The sequence below is a fragment of the Kribbella sp. NPDC051952 genome (genome assembly GCF_040680855.1).
GTDB lineage: Bacteria > Actinomycetota > Actinomycetes > Propionibacteriales > Kribbellaceae > Kribbella.
In genome coordinates this window covers 206,882-226,671 of record NZ_JBFAXQ010000002.1, presented here as the reverse complement: position 1 = coordinate 226,671, position 19,790 = coordinate 206,882, and the positions used below count along the sequence as shown (strand labels likewise).

The 19,790-nt window shown below is 67.8% G+C and carries 19 protein-coding genes; 11 read left to right on the top strand and 8 right to left on the bottom strand.

The window, feature by feature from the left end; translation table 11 throughout:
- Positions 1–22 precede the first annotated feature (22 nt).
- Entirely contained in the window at positions 23–817 is a 795-nt protein-coding gene (locus tag AB0L70_RS05765) for a class I SAM-dependent methyltransferase (protein ID WP_363680423.1), read from the bottom strand.
- A gap of 51 nt (positions 818–868) precedes the next feature.
- On the opposite strand from AB0L70_RS05765, the gene AB0L70_RS05760 reads away from it, so the two are divergent.
- Complete coding sequence (locus AB0L70_RS05760; protein ID WP_363680421.1) at positions 869–1,447, top strand: TetR family transcriptional regulator; 579 nt, start codon at positions 869–871, stop codon at positions 1,445–1,447.
- Here AB0L70_RS05760 and AB0L70_RS05755 read toward each other — a convergent pair.
- Together AB0L70_RS05755 and AB0L70_RS05750 are read right to left on the bottom strand one after the other, a co-directional pair.
- Entirely contained in the window at positions 1,444–2,817 is a 1,374-nt protein-coding gene (locus AB0L70_RS05755; protein ID WP_363680420.1) for an MFS transporter, read from the bottom strand. The two genes, AB0L70_RS05760 and AB0L70_RS05755, sit on opposite strands and share 4 nt — an antisense overlap.
- A 55-nt stretch (positions 2,818–2,872) precedes the next feature.
- Positions 2,873–3,625: a glycerophosphodiester phosphodiesterase gene (locus AB0L70_RS05750; protein ID WP_363680418.1), complete on the bottom strand. Its 753-nt coding sequence runs from the start codon at positions 3,623–3,625 to the stop codon at positions 2,873–2,875.
- A 26-nt stretch (positions 3,626–3,651) separates the two neighbouring features.
- On the opposite strand from AB0L70_RS05750, the gene AB0L70_RS05745 reads away from it, so the two are divergent.
- Positions 3,652–4,782, top strand: a complete 1,131-nt coding sequence (locus tag AB0L70_RS05745) for an aminotransferase class V-fold PLP-dependent enzyme (protein WP_363680416.1) — start codon at positions 3,652–3,654, stop codon at positions 4,780–4,782.
- Here AB0L70_RS05745 and AB0L70_RS05740 read toward each other — a convergent pair.
- Positions 4,743–5,462 (bottom strand): GntR family transcriptional regulator, encoded by a 720-nt coding sequence (locus tag AB0L70_RS05740; RefSeq protein WP_363680414.1) that lies wholly within the window; start codon positions 5,460–5,462, stop codon positions 4,743–4,745. The two genes, AB0L70_RS05745 and AB0L70_RS05740, sit on opposite strands and share 40 nt — an antisense overlap.
- 101 nt (positions 5,463–5,563) lie before the next feature.
- Here AB0L70_RS05740 and AB0L70_RS05735 point away from each other — a divergent pair, with 101 nt between their 5' ends.
- The 9 genes from AB0L70_RS05735 to AB0L70_RS05695 are packed head-to-tail and all read left to right on the top strand — an operon-like array spanning position 5,564 to position 13,674.
- The gene (locus AB0L70_RS05735; RefSeq protein ID WP_363680412.1) at positions 5,564–6,415 is read left to right on the top strand and encodes an NAD(P)-dependent oxidoreductase; all 852 of its coding nucleotides are present in this window, start codon (positions 5,564–5,566) and stop codon (positions 6,413–6,415) included.
- Entirely contained in the window at positions 6,412–7,308 is an 897-nt protein-coding gene (locus tag AB0L70_RS05730; protein ID WP_363680410.1) for a sugar ABC transporter permease, read from the top strand. The genes AB0L70_RS05735 and AB0L70_RS05730 overlap by 4 nt, the downstream gene beginning before the upstream one ends.
- Positions 7,305–8,186 carry a carbohydrate ABC transporter permease gene (locus AB0L70_RS05725; RefSeq protein ID WP_363680408.1) on the top strand — a complete coding sequence of 294 codons (882 nt, stop codon included), beginning with the start codon at positions 7,305–7,307 and terminating at the stop codon, positions 8,184–8,186. Before AB0L70_RS05730 ends, AB0L70_RS05725 begins: the two co-directional genes overlap by 4 nt.
- Positions 8,187–8,202: 16 nt before the next feature.
- Positions 8,203–9,540 (top strand): extracellular solute-binding protein, encoded by a 1,338-nt coding sequence (locus tag AB0L70_RS05720; RefSeq protein ID WP_363680406.1) that lies wholly within the window; start codon positions 8,203–8,205, stop codon positions 9,538–9,540.
- Positions 9,540–10,691, top strand: coding sequence for a CoA transferase (locus AB0L70_RS05715; RefSeq protein WP_363680404.1), 1,152 nt, complete (start codon positions 9,540–9,542; stop codon positions 10,689–10,691). Before AB0L70_RS05720 ends, AB0L70_RS05715 begins: the two co-directional genes overlap by 1 nt.
- Positions 10,688–11,461 (top strand): enoyl-CoA hydratase, encoded by a 774-nt coding sequence (locus AB0L70_RS05710; protein ID WP_363680402.1) that lies wholly within the window; start codon positions 10,688–10,690, stop codon positions 11,459–11,461. Before AB0L70_RS05715 ends, AB0L70_RS05710 begins: the two co-directional genes overlap by 4 nt.
- Positions 11,458–12,282: an amidohydrolase family protein gene (locus AB0L70_RS05705; protein WP_363680400.1), complete on the top strand. Its 825-nt coding sequence runs from the start codon at positions 11,458–11,460 to the stop codon at positions 12,280–12,282. The genes AB0L70_RS05710 and AB0L70_RS05705 overlap by 4 nt, the downstream gene beginning before the upstream one ends.
- Positions 12,282–13,019, top strand: coding sequence for an RraA family protein (locus AB0L70_RS05700; protein ID WP_363680398.1), 738 nt, complete (start codon positions 12,282–12,284; stop codon positions 13,017–13,019). Before AB0L70_RS05705 ends, AB0L70_RS05700 begins: the two co-directional genes overlap by 1 nt.
- A gap of 34 nt (positions 13,020–13,053) precedes the next feature.
- Positions 13,054–13,674: a methyltransferase domain-containing protein gene (locus AB0L70_RS05695; RefSeq protein ID WP_363680396.1), complete on the top strand. Its 621-nt coding sequence runs from the start codon at positions 13,054–13,056 to the stop codon at positions 13,672–13,674.
- On the opposite strand, the gene AB0L70_RS05690 is transcribed toward AB0L70_RS05695, so the two are convergent.
- The 4 genes from AB0L70_RS05690 to AB0L70_RS05675 all read right to left on the bottom strand — a co-directional run bounded on the left by AB0L70_RS05690 (position 13,675) and on the right by AB0L70_RS05675 (position 19,630).
- On the bottom strand, positions 13,675–14,526 hold the full coding sequence (locus AB0L70_RS05690) for a carbohydrate ABC transporter permease (protein ID WP_363680394.1): 852 nt from the start codon (positions 14,524–14,526) through the stop codon (positions 13,675–13,677). It abuts the gene before it with no gap.
- The gene (locus AB0L70_RS05685) at positions 14,523–15,449 is read right to left on the bottom strand and encodes a sugar ABC transporter permease (RefSeq protein ID WP_363680392.1); all 927 of its coding nucleotides are present in this window, start codon (positions 15,447–15,449) and stop codon (positions 14,523–14,525) included. The genes AB0L70_RS05690 and AB0L70_RS05685 overlap by 4 nt, the downstream gene beginning before the upstream one ends.
- Positions 15,450–15,455: 6 nt before the next feature.
- On the bottom strand, positions 15,456–16,787 hold the full coding sequence (locus AB0L70_RS05680; RefSeq protein WP_363680390.1) for an ABC transporter substrate-binding protein: 1,332 nt from the start codon (positions 16,785–16,787) through the stop codon (positions 15,456–15,458).
- A gap of 65 nt (positions 16,788–16,852) precedes the next feature.
- On the bottom strand, positions 16,853–19,630 hold the full coding sequence (locus AB0L70_RS05675) for a family 78 glycoside hydrolase catalytic domain (RefSeq protein WP_363680388.1): 2,778 nt from the start codon (positions 19,628–19,630) through the stop codon (positions 16,853–16,855).
- Positions 19,631–19,790 lie beyond the last annotated feature (160 nt).

Sequence of the window (19,790 nt, the reverse complement as noted above, 5' to 3'; positions counted from 1 at the left end):
AGCACCCCGGCCGGGCGCACGTCTACTCCCGCGTGGCGGTGAGCGTGGCGACAGTGGACTCGAGGGTGAAGCTGCCACCGACCGCGTCGATCGCAGCGCCGAGCCCGTCGAGGATGGCGTCGAGTTTGCCGGCGTCCGCGAGTTGCTTGGCGTTGCCACCGGTCCGGATCTGATCGAGCCACTCGTCCCGCGTGTACGGGCGACTCCACGGGAAGTGCAGCCGCTGAACGTTGCCGAAGGCACCCGTCAGCCCATCGGCGGCCCGGTCCAGGAATGCGTCGTACGCCCTCAGCGCGGAGGTCTGCGACACCGGGCTGTCGGGGAGGACTTCGCGGTAGACGGCGGCGAAGGCTTCGCTGAGTTCGGGTGGCGGCTGGAGGACGTACCAGAACACGGCCAGCACACCGCCTGACCGTAGTACCTCGGCCGCCTTCGCGGTTCCCAGTGCAGGGTCGATCCAGTGCCACGTCATCCCGGCCACGACCGCATCGAAAGTCCGGCCACGTGCCTCCCAGGACTCGAACGGCGACACCTCGACCTCGACACCCGTGCCGCGCGCGTACGCCGCCATCCGCTCGTCGACGTCGACGCCCAGCACCTTGCACCCGGCCGCCTGGAACTGGCGGGAGGTGATCCCGGTGCCGCAGCCGACGTCGAGGAAGTCCTTGCTGGGCGCGGCGGCGACGACCGCCTGGATCAGCGCGTCCGGATAGCGCGGACGGGCTCGGTCGTAGAGCTCCGCGCCCGATCCGAACGACTCGGCCATTTCCCGGTGCTGATGAATCTCGCGAGGTGGTTCCGGCGGTAGAGTGGGCATGTGCCCACCATAATGGGCACATGCCCACTTGGGTCAAGGGAAGGGTTGTAGATGCCGACAGGCGTGGCGATGCGAGACGCGCGAGAGCAGCTGTTCGACGCGGCCGAGCGGGTCCTGCTGCGGGACGGGCCGGCCGCCCTGACCAGCCGGGCTGTCACCACCGAGGCCGACTGCGCGAAGGGCGTACTGCACCGGCACTTCGCGGACTTCGACGCGTTCCTGGCCGAGCTCGTGCTGGACCGGATCCGCCGGCTCGACGCGCAGGGCGCCGTACTGCGTGAGTCGGTCGGACAGGGGAGTGTCGTCGACAACCTGACGGACATGCTCACGGACTTGTTCAGCTCGGTGGCGGTGGCGGTCGTCAGCCTGACGATCTCGCGCGACGGACTGCGCGCCCGTCTGCGAGAGGCAGTCCCGACCGGAGTGCCGATCCTCACCGACGCGGGCCACCTGGTGATCGACTACCTGTCGGCCGAGCGCGACCATGGCCGCATCCCGGCCGGCACGGACATCGGCACGCTAGCGCTCACGCTCATCGGCACCACCCACATGCTCTTCGCCGACCGCACCGGCCACCAGCCGAGTCCGGCCGAAGTGCGGAAGGTGGTCGACTCCGTCGTACCGAGTTAGACGATCGTGGGTTGGGCGTTGCCGGCTTCGGTGATGCCTCGGCGCATGTCTACCCGGGAGAGCAGGATCAGGCCGATGACGAAGAACAGGCCGAGGGCAACGATCGCGGGGCGGTAGGAGCCGGTGATCTGGTGGACCAGGCCGAAGACCAAGGTGCCGAGCCAGGAGGTGCCGCGCTCGCCGGCCTGGTAGAGCGAGAAGTACTCGGCCTCACGGCCCTTCGGGATCAGTTGACTGAAGGCCGAGCGGGACAATGCCTGGGTGCCGCCGAGGACGATGCCGATCGCCGTACCCATCGCCAGGAACGGGACGATCTGGTGGGCGGGCAGCAGGAACCCGGCGATCACGATCAGCATCCAGACCACCAGGCCACCGGTGATCGTCCGGTGCGCGCCGTACCGCTGGGCGAACCGGCCGAACCCGAGCGCACCGAAGAACGCCACGAACTGCACGAGCAGGATCGTTGCGATCAGCACCTGGGTCTCGAACCCGAGCTGCTTCTCGCCGTACGTCGACGACACCGAGATCACCGTCTGGATCCCGTCGTTGAAGAACAGGTACGCGACCAGGAACAGCAGCGTCATCCGGTAGCTCCGCAGGTGCTTGAGCGTCGCTCCCAGTTGCCCGAAACTCTGCCGCACCAGACTCCCGCTCCGCACTTGTACGACGCTCGTCGGCGGCCGGTCCCGCAGGCGCACGAACGGGAAGAACGTGAACAGTCCCCACCACAGCCCGGCACTGAGCAGACTAAGCCGGACCGCTGTGCCCTGACTCATCCCGAGCGCATCGTGCGCAGTGACCACGGCCAGGTTGACCAGCAGCAGGATGAACCCACCGGCGTACCCGAACGCCCAGGCGCGGGAAGAGACAGCATCACGCTGGTCCGGTGGTGCGATGTCGATCAGGATCGAGTCGTACACGACCAGCGATGAGCCCAGGCACAGGTTGCCGATGAACAACAGCAGCGCCCCGAGCGCCCAGCGGCCACCGCCGACGAAGACCATCGAGCAGGCCGCCAACGCACCGGCCCAGGCGAACCCGCACATCAGCAGCTTCTTGCGGGTCATCCGGTCCGCGATCGCTCCCACCACGGGCAGGAACAGCGCCGACACCAGCGTCGCCACCGTGACGACGTAGAAGGCGAGCGAACCGGGGGAGATGCCCAGCCCCAGCACGTCCAGGTTGGTGTTGCAGGGCTTGTCCGTCGTCCCGACGTACCCGCAGGCCGCCTGCTCGGCGACCGAGGTGAGGTACGGCGCGAACAGGACCGTGCCGACCGTGGTGACATAGCCCGAGTTGGCCCAGTCGTAGAGGCTGAACCCCCAGTACTCGCGCTTGTCCACGGACGCCGGGGCGGTGAGAAGTCCCATGCGCGGAAGTGTGTCAGGTCCGGGGGACGTTACGGCGTACCCGCGGATAACAACTTCAGTCCCACTCACCGCGCTCAATGAGTACGTCACGCAGGACGTCGGTTCGGTCGGTGATGATGCCGTCGATCCCGGCGTCGAGCATCCGCCGCATCGTGTCCGGGTCGTCGATCGTCCAGACGTGCACTTGCTTGCCCCGGGCATGCGCTCGTTCGATCAGTCCCGGCGTGAGCACCCGCAGCGGCCCGTACGCCTCCGGGATCTGCAGACAGGCACCACGTGACGGGAGGGCGAACGGGAGGAACCGGATCAGCGCGATCTCGTATTCGCCGTACCCGGTGCAGAGTCGCGGCCCGAGCAGCTTGCGGATCCGCCGTACCCGCGACTGCGAGAAGGACGACACGCAGATCCGGTCGATCGCCTGAGCCGCCTTCAGCACCTCGGCGGCCGGTTCGAGCCCGTTCTCGGCCTTGATGTCGAGGTTGAACCGGATGTCCGGGAAGTGTTCGAGCAGCTCGTCCAGCCGGGGGATGGGCTCGTGGCCGTTAATCTTCGCCTGGCTCACCTCGGACCACGGGAGCTCGGCGATCACCCCGGTCCGGTCGGTAACCCGGTCCAGCAAGCTGTCGTGGAACGCGATCACGACGCCGTCGCTGGTCGCGTGCAGGTCAGTCTCCAGGTACCGGTACCCGAGGTCCACCGCGTTCTGGAACGCGTGCATCGAGTTCTCGTAGCCGACGTTGTCCGGGTGCAATGCGCCGCCTCGATGCGCCATCGCGATCGGACCGTCGTGGTCGAGGTAGGGATACACGACAGGGATTATGTACCGTTTGGGTGGTGACACTACTCACCCCCCGCCCCGACCTCTGGAGTCTCGACCCGGAGGTTCTGCACCTCAACCACGGTTCGTACGGCGCTGTGCCGACCCGGACCCTGGACCGGATGGCCGCCCTGCGCGCCGAGACCGAGGCGAACCCGATGAGGTGGTTCCGCACGGTCGCCGCCCAGCTGACCACGAGCCGGCTCGAGCTGGCCTCGTTCCTGCAGACCGACCCGGACGGGTTCGCCCTCGTCGCGAACGCGAGTGCCGGTGTTACCGCCGCGCTCGCCACGTTGCCGATCCCGGCCGGTAGCCGGCTCGTGCTGACGAACCACGCGTACGGCGCGGTCCGGTACGCGGCCGAGCGGTTCGCCCGGATGAACCAGGCCGAGGTCGTCGTGGTCGACGTACCCCTGGAGGCCGATGACGAGACCGTCGTCGAGCTCATCGAGGCTGAGTTGGACGGCGCCGCCGTACTGATCGTGGACCAGATCACCTCGGGCACCGTGAGGATCTTCCCGATCGCGGCGCTGGTCGAGGTGTGTCATGCCCGCGACATCCCGGTCGTGGTCGACGGCGCGCACGCGCCCGCGCTGATCGACGCGCCCGCGGCCGACGGAGCCGACTTCTGGAGCGGCAACTTCCACAAGTGGCCGGCCTCGCCCCGCGCGACCGCCGGCCTGGTCGTGGCCGAGCGGTGGCGGTCGGAGACCTTGCCGTTGATCGTCTCGTGGTCGGAGCACGACGAGCGCATGCCAGAGCGCTTCGACATGCAAGGCACGTACGACTACGCCCCTTGGATCGCGGCGCCGGAGTCCCTCCGCGTCCTGGCCGACCTGGACTGGCCGGTCCGACGTACGCAGCTGAGCGCGATGCTCGACGAAGGCGCCAAGGTCGTCGCCAAGGCCCTGGGCACCGGCGTCGCCGAGGTCGCCCGCTCCGCACCGACGATGCGCCTGGTCGAACTCCCCTCCACCGTCGACCTGTCCGCCGGCGAGGCCCTCAAGCAACGCATCTCCCGTGACCTCAAGGCCGAAATCACCTTCACCGGCTTCGACGGCCGAGGCTTCATCCGCCTCTCCGCCCACGCCTACAACTCCCCGCAGGACTACGAATCGTTGGCCGCGCGACTGCCCGGCGTGCTCTGAAGATCGCTGAACGACCGCTCGCCGTGCACCGCCAGCTCGGCGAGCACGGCGGTGGGATCGCCGGCCTCGACGAGCTCGAGCAGCGTTCGGTGCCGGGCGACGTGCTCGTGCAGGTCCTCGTAGTAGTGCTCGCGCGCGTAGAGATTGCGCGCCATGCAGAGGAGCAGTTGCTGCTGCACTGACGCGTACGCGTCCTCGAGCCGGCGGTGTCCGGCCAGCGCGATCAGTGCGGAGTGGAAGCGGTATCCCGCCTGGACCAGGCTGCCGCGGTCCTCGGCATCCGCGCATCGCTCCATCTCGGCCAGTGCCTCCCGGGCCACCTCGAGCCGGGCGGGAGCCTTGACCGGTACGCCGAGTTCGATCGCCAGCCGCTCGAGCGCCGTACGAAGCGTGAGGATCTCGAACACGTCCTGGTCGGTCAAGGTTGCCACCATCGAGCCGCGACGCGGCCGGGTCACGATGAGACCTTCCTGCTCGAGCACCCGCAACGCTTCGCGCAGGGGAGGGCGGCTGATGCCCAGCTGTTCGGTGAGCCGGTCCTCGATCAGGCGCTCACCTTCGGCCAGCTCGCCGGCCAGGATCATCCGCCGGATCGCGGCGGCCGCCAGGTGAACGAGGCTCGGCGACCGCAGCTGCTGCCCATCTTGCCCTGGATCTTGCCCTGGATCTTGCGCTGTCATGGCCTCATTCTCACTCGTGATCTTGTCAGCGTCGATTATCTATTGTAGACAATAGTTCATAGACGACCACCGAACCTCCTGACCCTGACGTGGAGGCGTCCGTGACCGACGACATCGATCGAACGTCGCCCGTGGGTTTCGCCGGGCTAGGCAATCTGGGCCGTCCGATGGCGCAGTCCCTCCGGCAATCAGGCTGGCCGCTCGTGCTGTACGACCTTGATCCGCAGCGCGCGGACGGACTGGACGCGGAGCTGGCCGCGAAGCCTGTGGACCTGGCCCGTTGCCGGGTGATTGCGCTGGCTGTGCCGGACGACCAGGCGGTCACGGAACTCGTGGACGAACTGGTGCCGCTACTGGTGACCGACTCGGTCGTCCTCGTGCACAGCACGATCCTCCCCGCCACCGCGAAACGCCTTGCTCAGAGGGCGGAATCGCACCAGGTCGGTCTTCTCGACGTACCCGTCAGCGGGGGAGCGGAACGAGCACTCACCGGCTCGCTCACGGTGATGGCCGGCGGTCGGGCCGAGGTGCTGGATCGGGTCCGCCCGGTTCTCCACGCAGTCGCGGAGACCGTGTTGCACGTGGGGCCGGCCGGTGCTGGTGCCGCGGTGAAGCTGGCAAACCAGTTGATGATGTTCGCGGCCCTCGCCGGTGCCCACGAGGCACTCGAGCTGGCCGCGGCGTACGACGTACCTGAACAAACCGTCCTCGAGGCGGTGGCGACCAGCACCGGTGAATCGTGGAGCTCGCGGAACTGGGGATTCTTCGACCGGGTCGCGGCGGCGTACGACGAAGGTGGAACCCCGGTGCGGGATCGGCCGTGGGCCAAGGATCTGTGGGACATCGTGGCCGCTGCCCGTGACTGCGACGTCCAGGTCCCGGTGGCCGGCCTGCTCGCCCAGCACCTCGCGGAGCGGGTCGAAGCGCATGCGCGGAAGGGGACCGCGTCGTGAAGAGTTCGCGCACCGGCCGGGAAGGTCTGACCGCCTACGTCTTCCTCAGCCCGTGGCTGATCGGGATGGTCCTGCTGACGCTCGGACCGATGCTGTACTCCGCCTACCTCTCCTTCACCAGCTACGACCTGCTGAGCGCACCACGCTGGATCGGCCTCGACAACTTCAAGCGCATGTTCACCGCGGACCCTCGCTACCTCTCCTCGGTGCGCGTCACATTGGTGTACGTCGCTGTGTCCGTCCCACTGCTCCTGATCGTCTCGATGGCTCTCGCGTTGCTGCTGAACAAGGGCATCCGGTTCTTGTCCGGGTACCGCGCACTGTTCTATCTGCCGTCGTTGATGGGCGCGAGTGTCGCGATCGCGGTGCTGTGGCGGCAGATCTTCGGCGGCACCGGTCTGGTGAACCAGGTGCTCGGCCTGTTCGGCATCACCCGCGGCAGCTGGGTCGGTAACCCCGGTACGGCGTTGTGGACGATCGTGACGCTGAACCTCTGGGCGTTCGGCGCCACGATGATCATCTTCCTGGCCGGACTCCGGCAGGTGCCGGTCGAGTTGCACGAGGCGGCGGCGGTCGACGGTGCCGGTCCGGTACGCCGGTTCTTCAGCGTCACGTTGCCGCTGATGACTCCGCTGATCTTCTTCAACCTGCTGCTCGACACGATCCACGCGTTCCAGGCGTTCACCGGTGCCTTTGTGGTCAGCCGGGGATCCGGTGGGCCGGCGGACTCGACGTTGTTCTACACGCTCTACCTGTACCAGCAGGGATTCGCCGAACTGAAGATGGGCTACGCGTCGGCGATGGCCTGGGCGCTGGTGATCGTGCTCGCCGCCTTCACGGGCTTCCTGTTCCTCACCGCGAAGCGCTGGGTCTACTACGGGGACGAACGATGACGAGCGTGTCGATCACCGCACGCCCGCTGCTCGGCCGGCGTCGTACCCAGAACCCGCTCGTGATCGGGCTCGTCCGGCACGCCGTCCTGATCGCGATCCTTGTGGTGATGCTCTACCCCGTCGTGTGGATGGTGGCCGCGTCGTTCCGGCCGTCGGCCGAGGTGATGAACAGTCTCGGTCTGTTCAGCCGGCACTACACGCTGGACAACTACAAGCACGGGTGGTCGGCCGGGCAGCTCGACTTCTCCCGGTACTTCCTGAACTCGATCGCGATCACCGCGCTGTCGATCGCGGGCAACCTGTTCGCCTGCTCGTTGACGGCGTACGCGTTCGCGCGGCTGGAGTTCCCGTTGAAGCGGGTGCTGTTCGGATTGCTGCTTGGCACGATGCTGCTGCCGTACCACGTGACGCTGGTGCCGCAGTACATCCTGTTCAACGAGCTGGCCTGGATGAACACCTACCTGCCGCTGGTGGTGCCGAAGTGGCTCGGCGCGGAGGCGTTCTTCATCTTCCTGATGGTCCAGTTCATCCGCACGCTGCCGCGCGAACTGGACGACGCGGCCCGGATCGACGGGTGCGGGCACTGGCGCACGTTCAGCCGGATCATCATGCCGCTGTCGCTGCCCGCGATCGGTACGACGGCGCTGTTCACGTTCATCAACAGCTGGAACGACTTCCTCGGTCCGTTGCTCTACCTGAACCGCCCCGAGCTGTGGACCGTCTCGCTCGGCCTGAACTCCTTCCTCGACGTCACCGGGGAGTCGGCGTACGGCTCGCTGTTCGCCATGTCCACCCTCGCGCTGGCACCGATCGTCGGCTTCTTCCTGGGCGCCCAGAAGCTGCTGATCGAGGGCGTCGCGACCACCGGCCTCAAGTAACCCTCTGGAGATCCTGATGAGAAGAATCGGTACAGCGGCCCTGGCCTGCGCCGCTCTCCTGGTAGTTGCCGCCTGCAACGGTACGTCGGTGACCGACGACGGCGCCGGTGGTGGCAAGGACGGCAAGGACGGCAAGGGCGAGGTGACCGGCAAGCTTCAGCTCACCTTCTGGGGTGGCGCTGCCAGGGCAGCGAAGACGAACGCGGTCACCGACCTGTTCGTCAAGGCGCACTCCGGGGTCACGATCGACCGGCAGAACGCCGACTTCGGCAACTACTTCAACAAGCTCAACATCCAGGCGTCGAGTCACACCCTGCCCTGCGTCATGCAGCTGCAGGGCCGGCAGCTGAACGACTACACCAAGCGGAAGGTCCTGCTGCCGCTCGACCCGATGATCGAGTCGGGCGCGATCAAGGTCGACGACATCCCGAAGGAGATCGTCGACACCGGCCGCGGCCCGGACGGCAAGCTCTACTTCCTCCCGTACGGCGCCGCGTACGACGCGGTCGGGGTGAACCAGACCCTCGCCGACCAGGCCGGGGTCGGGCTCCCGCCGGAGAACTACACCTGGGCGCAGTACACGGACTGGATCACGCGGGCTTCGGCCAAGCTGCCGAAGGGCGTCTTCGCGGCCGGATCCCGGGGCGGACTGCCGAACTACTTCATCGCCTACCAGTTGGCCAACGGCAAGCAGTTGTTCACCGACGACGGCAAGCTCGGCTTCACCAAGGAGTCGCTGGTCGAGTACTGGACGATGTGGGAGAAGCTGCGGACCGGCGGCACCACGATGGGCGCCGACGCCCAGGCCGACGAGCCGGAGGGCGCCGAGCAGGGCTTCATTGCCCAGGGCAAACTCCTCACCGACAGCATCCCCGGTAACGCGCTCACCCCGGCCTCCGCGACGCTGGCGACGAAGAACGGCGGCCAGAAGCTGACGACCCTGCCGATGCCGTCCGGCCCGTCCGGCGGCGGGAACGCGATGTTCACCTCGGGCTTCGCGATCCCGACCAACTGCGACAACATCCCGACGGCGGTCGCCTTCATCGACTTCTTCACCAACGACCTCGATGCGGGCGCGATCTTCAAGTCCGACAACGGCGCCGCGACGAACCAGAAGGTCCTGCAGGCCCAGGTCGACGACCCGAAGCTGGCGCCGCTGAAGAAGCACGAGCTCGAGCTGTACCAGCAGATCGTCGCGAAGAAGCCGCCGACGATCCTCTACCCGCCGGGCTACCAGGCGACGTTCGAGTCGGCGTTCACCCGCGCGTACGAGGAGATCGCCTTCGGCAAGAAGTCGGTCCAGCAGGCGGCCGACTCGTTCTTCACCGAGGCGAATGCGGGGCTGGGCGGCTGATGGCGGACTCGGCGGGAGCGCTGGACGGTCTGCGGGTGCTGGACCTCACCCAGGTGATGGCCGGCCCGTTCTGCACCATGCTGCTGGCCGACCTGGGCGCCGACGTGATCAAGATCGAGAACCCGAGCAGCGGCGACCAGACCCGCCGCTCCTGGGGGTACGCCGTCCACGGCGAGGACAGCCGGGCCTTCCTGGCCCTGAACCGGAACAAGCGCAGCGTCTGCCTCGACCTGAAGGAGCCCGGCCACCTCGCCTCGTTCCTCCGGCTGGTCGAGTCGGCCGATATTGTCGTGGAGAACTTCCGCCCCGGCGTGACGAAGCGGCTCGGCGTCGACTACGACACCCTCGCGGCCAGGAACCCGCGACTGATCTACGCCAGCGTCTCCGGGTTCGGCCAGACCGGCCCGTACGCCGATCGCCCGGGCTACGACCTGATCGCGCAGGCGATGTCCGGGGTGATGAGCATTACCGGCACCCGGGGTGGTACGCCGGTCAAGTGTGGACTGCCCGTCGGCGATCTCGGCGCGGGCATGTTCTGCGCCCTCGGCATCGTCTCCGCGGTTCACGCCCGGACCAGGACAGGGGAGGGGCAGTACATCGAGACCTCGCTGTTCGAGGCGGCACTGGCAATGTCGGTGTGGGAGTCGACCGAGTACTGGGCGACCGGACAGGTCCCTCAGCCACTCGGATCAGCCAACCGGATGTCCGCGCCGTACCAGGCACTGCGGACGAAGGACGGGTACCTGACCTTGGGTGCGAACAACGAGCGCCTGTGGCAACGACTCTGCTCGGCCCTAGACGTGACCGAGTTGCTGACCGATCCGCGCTTCCGCACCAACCCCGACCGAATGACCAACCGCGACGAACTGGCCGCCGTACTGGAGGAGCGGTTGTCGACGGCCGGCACGGACGACTGGGTGGCCTTGCTGCTCGACGCCGGGGTGCCGGCCGGGCCGATCCGGGACTACCAGCAGGTGCTCGACGAGGATCCGCACGTCCGGGCGCGCGGCATGGTCCAGGAGGTCGACCACCCGGTCGAGGGCCGCGTCAGGGTGCTGGGGTCGCCGGTGCGGATGAGTCGCACGCCGGCCCGGATCCGGCGGCATCCACCGCTGCTCGGAGAGCACACCGACGAGGTCCTCGGCGAATGAGTGGACTCGAGGCCGAACGCGACGGCGCGATCCTGCGCCTGGCCCTGTCCAACCCCGGCCGCCGCAACGCGATCACCTGGCCGATGTACGACGCGTTGGAACAGGTGGAAGCCACCGTCGCGCAGGATCACGACATCCGGGTCGTCGTACTGCGGGGAGCCGGTGGCGAGGCGTTCGCGGCCGGCACGGACATCCGGCAGTTCACCGGGTTCACCACCGGCGAGCAGGGCGTGGAGTACGAGCGCCGGATCGGCCGCGTGCTCGCGGCGCTGCTGCGGATCCGGGTCCCACTGGTCGCGGTGGTCGAAGGACCTGCGGTTGGCGCCGGGCTCGCACTGGCTGCTTGTAGCGATCTGGTCGTCGCGACACCGGACGCCGTGTTCGGCGCACCCGTCGCGCGGACTCTCGGGAACACGCTCCCGCCGGCTGTGCTGGCACGGCTGTTCCAGCGACTCGGCGCCGGCCGGACGATGGCGATGGTGCTGACCGCACGGTTGCTGTCGGCAACGGAGGCGATGACGGCCGGCTTGGTGTCGGAGGTGGTCGATCGGGATCGGCTGGATGCGCACGTGACCGAGTTGCTCGAGCGGATCTGCTCGAACGCGCCGTTGACGCTGTCCGCGTTGAAGGAGATCGAGCGGCGGGTCGCGCGGGACGGCGCCGACGCGGAGGCTGACGACATACTGGCGACGGTGTACGGCAGCCGCGACTTCCAGGCCGGGGTCGCGGCGTTCCTCAACCACGACCGAGCCGAGTGGGAGGGCCGATGACGGTGATCGACGCGCACCACCATTTCTGGCGGGTCGCGGCCCAGGACCAGCCGTGGCGCGACGACCGGCACGACGCGATCGCGCGGGACTACGCACCCGCGGACCTCGCGACCGAGTTGGCCGCGGCCGGGGTCGACCAGACAGTCCTGATCCAGTCCGTCGACGAGTCCGTCGAGAACGACCGGCTGCTGCAGTACGCCGAGGAGGCGCCGTACGTCGGTGCCGTGGTCGGATGGTTGCCACTCCAGGACCCGGCGGCGGCACGCGCCGAGTGGAAACGCGTCGGCGGCGCGTTCCAGGGCGTGCGGTGCCTGGTCGGGCGGGAGCCGCTCGACTGGCTGGACCCGGAACTGTTCGCCGAGCTCGCCGCGGCCGGTGTGAGTTGGGACGTCGTACCGGTCACCGCGGAGCAGACCGACGCGGTGATCAAGCTCGCTCAGTCCGTGCCCGGGTTGCGGATCGTGGTCGACCATCTCGGTCGCCCGCCGATCGACAGCGACGGCTGGGATCCGTGGGCCGGGCGCCTCGCCCAACTGGCCGCGTCGCCGCAGGTGGCGCTGAAGGTGTCGCTCGGCATCGACCTGCTCACCGCATTGCCGGCGTGGCCGGATCACCTCGACCGGTACGTGTCGTGGGCGGCCGAGTGCTTCGGGTCCGACCGGCTGATGATCGCCTCCAACTGGCCGGTGGTCTTGCTGACGGCGTCGTACCAGGAGGCCTGGTCGGCGCTGCGCTCCGTCGTGGAGCGCACTGTGGACGATCCCGCGGCCGTGCTCGGAGGCACGGCCGCCCGCTACTACCGAACGAAAGGTCAGCCCTGATGACGGAAACTGCCAGCCCGAACGACCTGTCCAGCCTGTACAAGCATCTGCGGGTGGTGGATGTCGCCGACGCGCTCGACGGCATCGGCTACTTCGACATCGGGCTGATGTCGCCCGAGGTCCGGCCGCTCTGGCTCGGGATGAAGTTCTGGGGCAAGGCGGCGACGATCCGCGCGGTCCCGTCGAACCGGCCGATGTGGAAGCTCGACAGCACCCAGGACATCGTCGAGGCGCACCGGATCTGGTTCGAGGAGACCGGGAACGTGCGGCTGCCCGCCGACCTGGAGCCCGGGCATGTCGTCGTGATGGACGCCGGTGGCGGCAAGGAGGTCGGGTTCTGGGGATCGGAGAACGGGATGGGCGCGGTCCAGTCGGGCGCGGCCGGGATCGTCACCGACGGGTACTGCCGCGACACCGCGGAGATCGTCGCCCAGCGGACGCCGATCTGCTCCCGGGCTCGCGGTCGCACGATCATCCCCGGCCGGATCAAGGTGGTCGAGACGCAGGCGACCGTCGCGTGCGGCGGGACCCAGGTGAACCCGGGCGACATGATCGGCTGTGACGACGACGGCGTGATCGTCGTACCCGCCGAAGTCGCCGACGAGGTCGCGGTGCACGCGCGGGCGATCCTGCTCGCGGATATGCGCGCACGCCGCAAGCACTACGAGGCGCTCGGCATCACCCCCGACACGTCGGTCGACCACGAGGCCGTCGAGGCGTACTACGCGACTGTCTGAGCAAACTGTCGGAGGGCTTTCCTACAGTGCTCGCGTGAACGACATCCAAGGGTCATACAACATCGCCGCCGTCAGCTACCACGAGATTCTCAAGGACTACAGCGGGAAGGATCCGTGGGAGCGAGCCACCCTCGATCTGTTCCACGAGTTCGTGCCGACCGGGCCCGTCGGTGACCTCGGGTGCGGGACCGGGCGGATCACGGGGTACCTGGCCGGGCGTGGGATGGATGTGTTCGGCATCGATCTGACGCCGGGCATGATCGAGGTCGCGCGGCGGGAGTACCCGGCGCTGCGGTTCGAGGTCGGGACCTTGTTCGACCTGCCGTTGAAAGACGGTGAGCTCGCCGGAGCTCTCGCGTGGTACTCGCTCGTCCACACGCCACGCGAGGAGCTCCCGGCGGTGTTCGCCGAGCTGTACCGGGTGGTCCGGCCCGGCGGCTTCCTCGTGCACGGGTTCAAGGTCGGCGGTGGCAGCCGGCATCTCGGCAACGCCTACGGCCACGATCTCGATCTCGAGGTCTACACCTACGACCCCACCGACATCCTCGGCCTGCTGACCGACGCCGGGTTCGCGGAGCACGTCACCGTGACCCGCGCCCGGCTACCGATCGAGAAGGAGCCGCAGGCCGCGCTTATCGTGCGGAAGCCTGACTGATCAGCCCTTGACTGCGCCGGAGGTCAGGCCGGCGACTATCTGGCGGTTGAAGAACAGGAACATGATCAGGGGCGGGATCGTGATCAGCAGGATGTCCATGAACAGCAGGTTGTACTGGGTGCTGAACTGGCCGGAGAAGTTGTAGAGGGTGAGCTGGACGGTCGCGTTCTTGTCGCCGGGCAGGAAGTACAGCGGGTTCACGAAGTCGTTGAACACGTTGACCGACTGGACCACGACGACGGTGACGATGACGGATCTGAGCAGCGGGAAGATCACCCCGAAGAACAGCCGCAGCGGTCCGGCGCCGTCGATGATCGCGGCCTCGTCCAGTTCCCGCGGGATGGTCGCCACGAACGCCCTGAACAACAGGATGCAGAACGACAACCCGAACGCGATCTCGATCAGGATCAGGCCCGGCATGGTCTTGAACAGCCCGAGCTTCTGCAGGACCCAGATCGTCGGTACGACGGCCGGCGGGATGATCAGCCCGGACAGCACCAGGAAGTTGATGAAGCCGTTCCACTTGCTCCGGCGCCGTTGCAGCACGAACCCGGCCATGGCCGCGAGGACCACCATTCCGGCCACGCTGGCCACGGTCAGGATCGTGCTGTTGATGAAGGCGATGACGAGCATGTAGTCGCGGGCCTTCACCACGTCGACGAAGTTCTGGACGAAGTGGAACTGGTGCGGCCAGGAGAAGTCCAGGTCCGCGGACTGCTGCCGGTCCTTCACCGCGGTCAGCACCATGAACACGAACGGGATGATGAACACCACGATCGAGACCACGATCGCGACCACGCTCAGCGCCCACTTGCGGCCCGGGCGGTGGTTGACGAGTTCGGCGGTACTCACATGTCCACCTCCTTGCGGTTCAGGAACCAGTTCAGCGGCAGGACGATCGCGGTGACGAGCACGAACAGGATCACGTTGCCGGCCGTCGACAGGCCGTAGAACCCGGCCTGGTACTGCTTGTAGATCACCGACGAGATCACGTCCGAGGTGAAGCCGGGGCCACCGCGCGTCATCGCCCAGATCAGCTCGAACGACCGCAGGCCGCCGATCAGCGACAGGATGATCACGGTGACGGTGGCCGGCTTGCACAGCGGCAGCACGATCCGGCGGAACGTCTCCCACGAGCCGGCGCCGTCCACCCGGGCGGCCTCCATGTACTCACGCGGGATGGACACGATCCCGGCGATGTAGATCAGGGTCGCCAGCCCGACGCCCTTCCACACGTCGACCGCGGCGATCGACATCAGCGCCCACTTCGGGTCGGTCAGCCACCCCGGTCCCTGGATGCCGATCACGCCCAGAGCGCCGTTGATGATGCCCCGCTCGGGATTCATCATCACCTGGAACAGCAGGCCGACACCGACGGTGCTGACCAGCACCGGGAAAAAGACGACCGACCGCAGATACCCGCGGCCGACGATCTGCGACGTCAGCAGGACGGCCAGGAGCAGGCCGAGGACGACCTTCGACCCCGAGGTCACCACGGCGTAGATCAACGTGTTGGTGAAGCCTTTGACCAGGGCCGGCTCCTGGAAGAACATGACGAAGTTGTCGAACCCGATGAACTTCGACTCGAACAGGCTCCAGCGGGTCAGGCTGTAGTAGAACGAGGCGAACGTCGGGACCAGGAACAGCACGGCGTAGATCACCGCGGTCGGCAGGTAGAACCAGAACGAGTACGGCGTGTAGACCTTCCCCCCGGCCGCCGACGCGGCCGGGGTTTCCTCAGTACGCGAGCTCGGACGAGCCGAGGTAACGGTCATCAGGCCTCACCAGCCCGCCAGCCCGAGTTGCTGGGCCTGCTTCTTGACGTCCTCGTCGTACCGGGCGGCGCCGTCCTTCGCCTTGCGGATACCCGAGCCGACCTCGACGGTGATCTGCTCGAGCGAGGGGCCCTTCACCGGCGAGAGGAACTCCAGCGCCAGGCTGGACGACCCCTCCTTGTCGAGGTAAGGCTGCATGTCCTTGATCGCCTGGGGTACGTCGGCGCCCAGCTCGCAGCCCTTGACCGCGTACGGACCGGTCGGTGCGCCGGCCGTGTTCTGCGACTTGCAGCCGTCCGGGCTGGCGACGAAGGCCTGGAACTTCTTGGCCGCGTCCAGCTTGTCGCCCTCGGTGCTCTTCGGGATGTAGAGACCACCAGGGGTCCACAGGGTCAGCCCGTTCTTGCTCGCGTCGTCACCAGGCAGCGCGAACAGACCGACGGTCTTGGCCGCGTCCGGGTAGGTGGCGACCATGTTCGCGACCACACCGGACAGGATCGGATAGTGCGCACCCTTGCCGGTGGCAAGCATCTTCAGACCGTCGGGCAGCTTGGCCGAGGCGAAGTCCTTGTTCTCGAACCCGGCGTCGTGGACGGCCTCGGTGTGCTCGAAGCCCTTCACCGCGGCCGCCGAGGTCGCGTACTTCGCCTGGTTCTTCGTGTACTTGTCGGCGAAGTCCGGCTCGGCCGCCGAGACGTTGTGGTAGTCACCGAGGACGAACAGCTGCGACGTCCAGGTCTCGCCGTACGTCTGGATCACCGGCGCCACCCCGCCCGGGGCCGCCTTGATCTTGGCGTTGTTGGCCATGAACTCGGCCCAGGTCGTCGGGATCTTCAGCCCGAGCTTCTCGTAGACGGGGATGCTGTAGAGAACCGCGCCGCCCTGGAAACCGCCGACGGGGGCGCCGTACACCTGGCCGTCGGCGGTCACGGTCTTCTTGAAGTTCTCGTCCAGGTCGGCGACCCAGGGCTCGTCGTTGACCGACAGCAGGTTCTTCTGCGGTGCGATCGCGTTGAACAGCGAGCCGGTGTTGTAGTTGAAGATGTCGACCATGTCGCCGGTGGACAGCCGGGTCTTGATCAGGTTGTCGCCCTCGGTACCGCCGGGCCGGGTCTCCACCTTGACGGTGATGCTGGAGTTCTTCGCGTGGAAGTCCTTGGCGAGCTGCTCGGCCTCCTTCACGTCCTGATCCTGGTTGGTGGTCAGGTACGTGATCTCGACCGACGCACCACCGCCGGCGTCGTCACTGGAACCGAGACTGCCCGCGCTGCACGCGGTCAAGGCGAGCGAGCAGGCCGCAACGACGGCCAGTCCTCTCGTGCCTGGGCGGAACGTCATCATGACCTCCAAGGGGATGTTTCTTCAGGGGTTCAACGGCGGGGCGGGGGTCGGTCGGGGAGTGGTCAGTTGTCGAGCAGGGCGTCGAGTTCGGCTTGCAGGGCCTGGACACTGGGGGAGAAGTCGCGCCGGCTGATCGCGTCCACCATCCGTCCCGCGGGCAGATCGAGGTACCGCTCCAGGCGCCCGGCCAGGTCGGCGTCGTCGGTGACCACCTCGGTCTCGACGGCTGCCGCGACGAAGGCGTCCCAGGTGGGCTCGTGGTCGATGAGTTGCCGCACGGTCGGATCCGCGGCCAGCGCCGGAGTCTCGGCGTACGGGTCTGTTCCGGTCCACTCGTGCGTACCGTGTCCGACCTCGACCGGCTCACTCTCACCCGGTACCTCGACCCGCGCACGCGAGCCGACCGGGACGGTGACGTTGAGCCGGACCTGGCCGTCGGACCGGGTCCACGAGACCGAGGCTTCGCCGTACGGCGTGAGGTGCTTGGCGGAAGCCGTGGTCAGGTGCGAGGTGTAGAGCGGGCGTACGTCGATGGTCCGGTAGCCGGGCTCGCCCGCCGCGAGACCCGCCACCCGCCGGTGCAGCCAGTCCGCGACAGCGCCGAGGGCGTAGTGGTTGAACGACGTCATCTCGCCCGGGTTGATGCTGCCGTCGGGCAGCATGCTGTCGAAGCGCTCCCAGATCGTCGTCGCTCCCATCGTCACTGCGTACAGCCAAGAGGGGCAGCCTGTCTCTAGCAGGAGCCGGTATGCGAGGTCAGGATGTCCGGTATCGGCCAGTGCGTCGGCGACGAGCGGCGTACCGACGAATCCGGTGCTGATCCGGAAGCTCGCCGTCCGGACCAGATCCGCGAGGCGATCGGCGGCACGTTTGCGCTGGGCCTCGGTCGGCAGCAACGCCCACTGCAGGGCCAGGGCGTAGTTGGTTGCCGCGTCGCTCAAGACGCGTCCGCCCTCGGTCGTGTACTCGCTCGCGAAGGCCTGTCGGACCCGAGCGGCCAGATCCGCGTACTCGCGGGCCAGGTCGGCGTCACCAACGACCTCGGCGGCCTTGGCAACCACCTCGGCCGAACGGGCCAGGTGCGCGGTCGCGAGGACGTCCGGGTCCGCCTTCGCCCGGAACGGGTTGTCCGGCGGCGCGGTCGGGTCGAGCCAGTCACCGAACTGGAAGCCACCGCTCCAGAGCAGATCGCCGCCGGCGAGCTCGGTCATCTTGTCCACCCACGCGCGCATGCTGGGCAGCTGCCGAGCCAGCAGTCCGGCGTCGCCGGTGCGCTCGTAGATCACCCACGGCACGATCGTTGCCGCGTCACCCCAAGCGGCCGTGGCCGGCGCCTGGTTCTTGAGTACGTCGGGAATGACGTACGGCACCGAACCGTCCTTCTGCTGCTCGGCGGCGAGGTCGGCCAGCCAGTTGCTCAGGAAGCCGGCGCTGTCGAAGAGGAAGCTCGCGGTGGGGGAGAAGACCTGGATGTCGCCGGTCCAGCCGAGCCGCTCGTCGCGCTGCGGACAGTCGGTCGGGACGTCGAGGAAGTTGCCGCGCATGCCCCAGACGACGTTCTGGTGGAACTTGTTGAGCGTCTCGTTCGAGGACTCGAACCAGCCTGTGCGGGTCAGGTCGGACCCGACCACGACAGCTTCGAGGTCTTCTGGACGCAGCTCACCGACACCGGTGACTTCGGCGTACCGGAAGCCGTGGAAGGTGAGCGGCGAGTCCAGGGTGACCTCGTCCGGGCCGGCCAGGATGTAGGTGTCGGTGGCCTTGGCGGACCGGAGCGGACGTACGCCGAGCTCGCCGTGCTCGAGCACCTCCGCGTGCCGGACGACGATCTCGTCGCTTTCGGCACCACCGCGGACCGTGAGCCGGATCCGGCCGACGAGGTTCTGGCCGAAGTCGACCAGGGTCTTGCCGGTAGGCGAGCTGGTGATCTCGAGCGCGGGCAGGACTTCGGTGATGCGGACCGGCGGGCCGTCGGGGGCCACGAGCAGGCTCAGGTCGGCGTCGAGTACGTCGACCGGTCCCGCCTCGCCCGGCGTACGGCGAAGGTCTGTGCTCTGCCCGTCGTACAGGTCGTCGGCGGTGACCGCACTCTCGCGGGTGGTCCAGGTGTCATCGCTGCCGAAGGTGTGAACCTGGCCGTCGGACGTGGTCACCTCGAGCTGCGCGAGGACGGCGAGGCGGGTGCCGTAGACCTGACTCTGATCCCGGAAGCCGAGCCGGCCGCGATACCAGGCGTTGCCGAGCAGGAACTCGAGCCGGTTCTCACCACTCTGGACCAGGCTCGTCACGTCGTACGTCTGGTAGCGCAGGCGGTACTGGTACGCCGTCCAGCCGGGCGCGAGTTCTTCGTCGCCGACCCGCCGGCCGTTGAGCTCGGGCAGGTAGACGCCGTGCGCGGTCGCGTACAGGCGAGCCGCGACGATCCCGTCCGGTAGATCGGCGACACCGGCCACGAGCGGGGCAGGGGAGCCGACGGCGTTGTCGCGCGGGCTGACGAAGCGCGCGCTCCAGTCGGCCGGGTCGAGCAGGCCGGCCTCTACGGTCGCAGGCTCACTCCACTCACTCCATTCGCCGTCACCTTGCACACGGACCCGGACCTGCGCGGACTGGCGGGACGCGAGCGGGTCACCCGGCCAGGGCACCAGGACCTGGTCGGAGGACTGGACGGTGTAGCTCTGTGTCGTGCGGGTCGCGATCTCGACCTCGTACGCCGTCTGCGCGTAGTCGGGGTCCGCGGCGGGGACCTGCCACGACAACCGTGGGGTCGCGGTGCCGATGCCCAGGACGGGGGCGGCCCGATGCTCGAAGCGGAGGGAAGTGGGTGCGGCGAGGTTCGACATGAGTCTCCAAGCGGCGGTGTGTGAAACGATTCAGTGGGTGCTCTACGGAAACGCCTCGGTCTGTTGCGGATTGATGGCTGCACTGTTCCAGGGACGTTTCGCCTGTTCCCCGATCCTGCGGGTGGTAGTCGCCAGGGACTAGCCCGGAGTGCACTCGTGG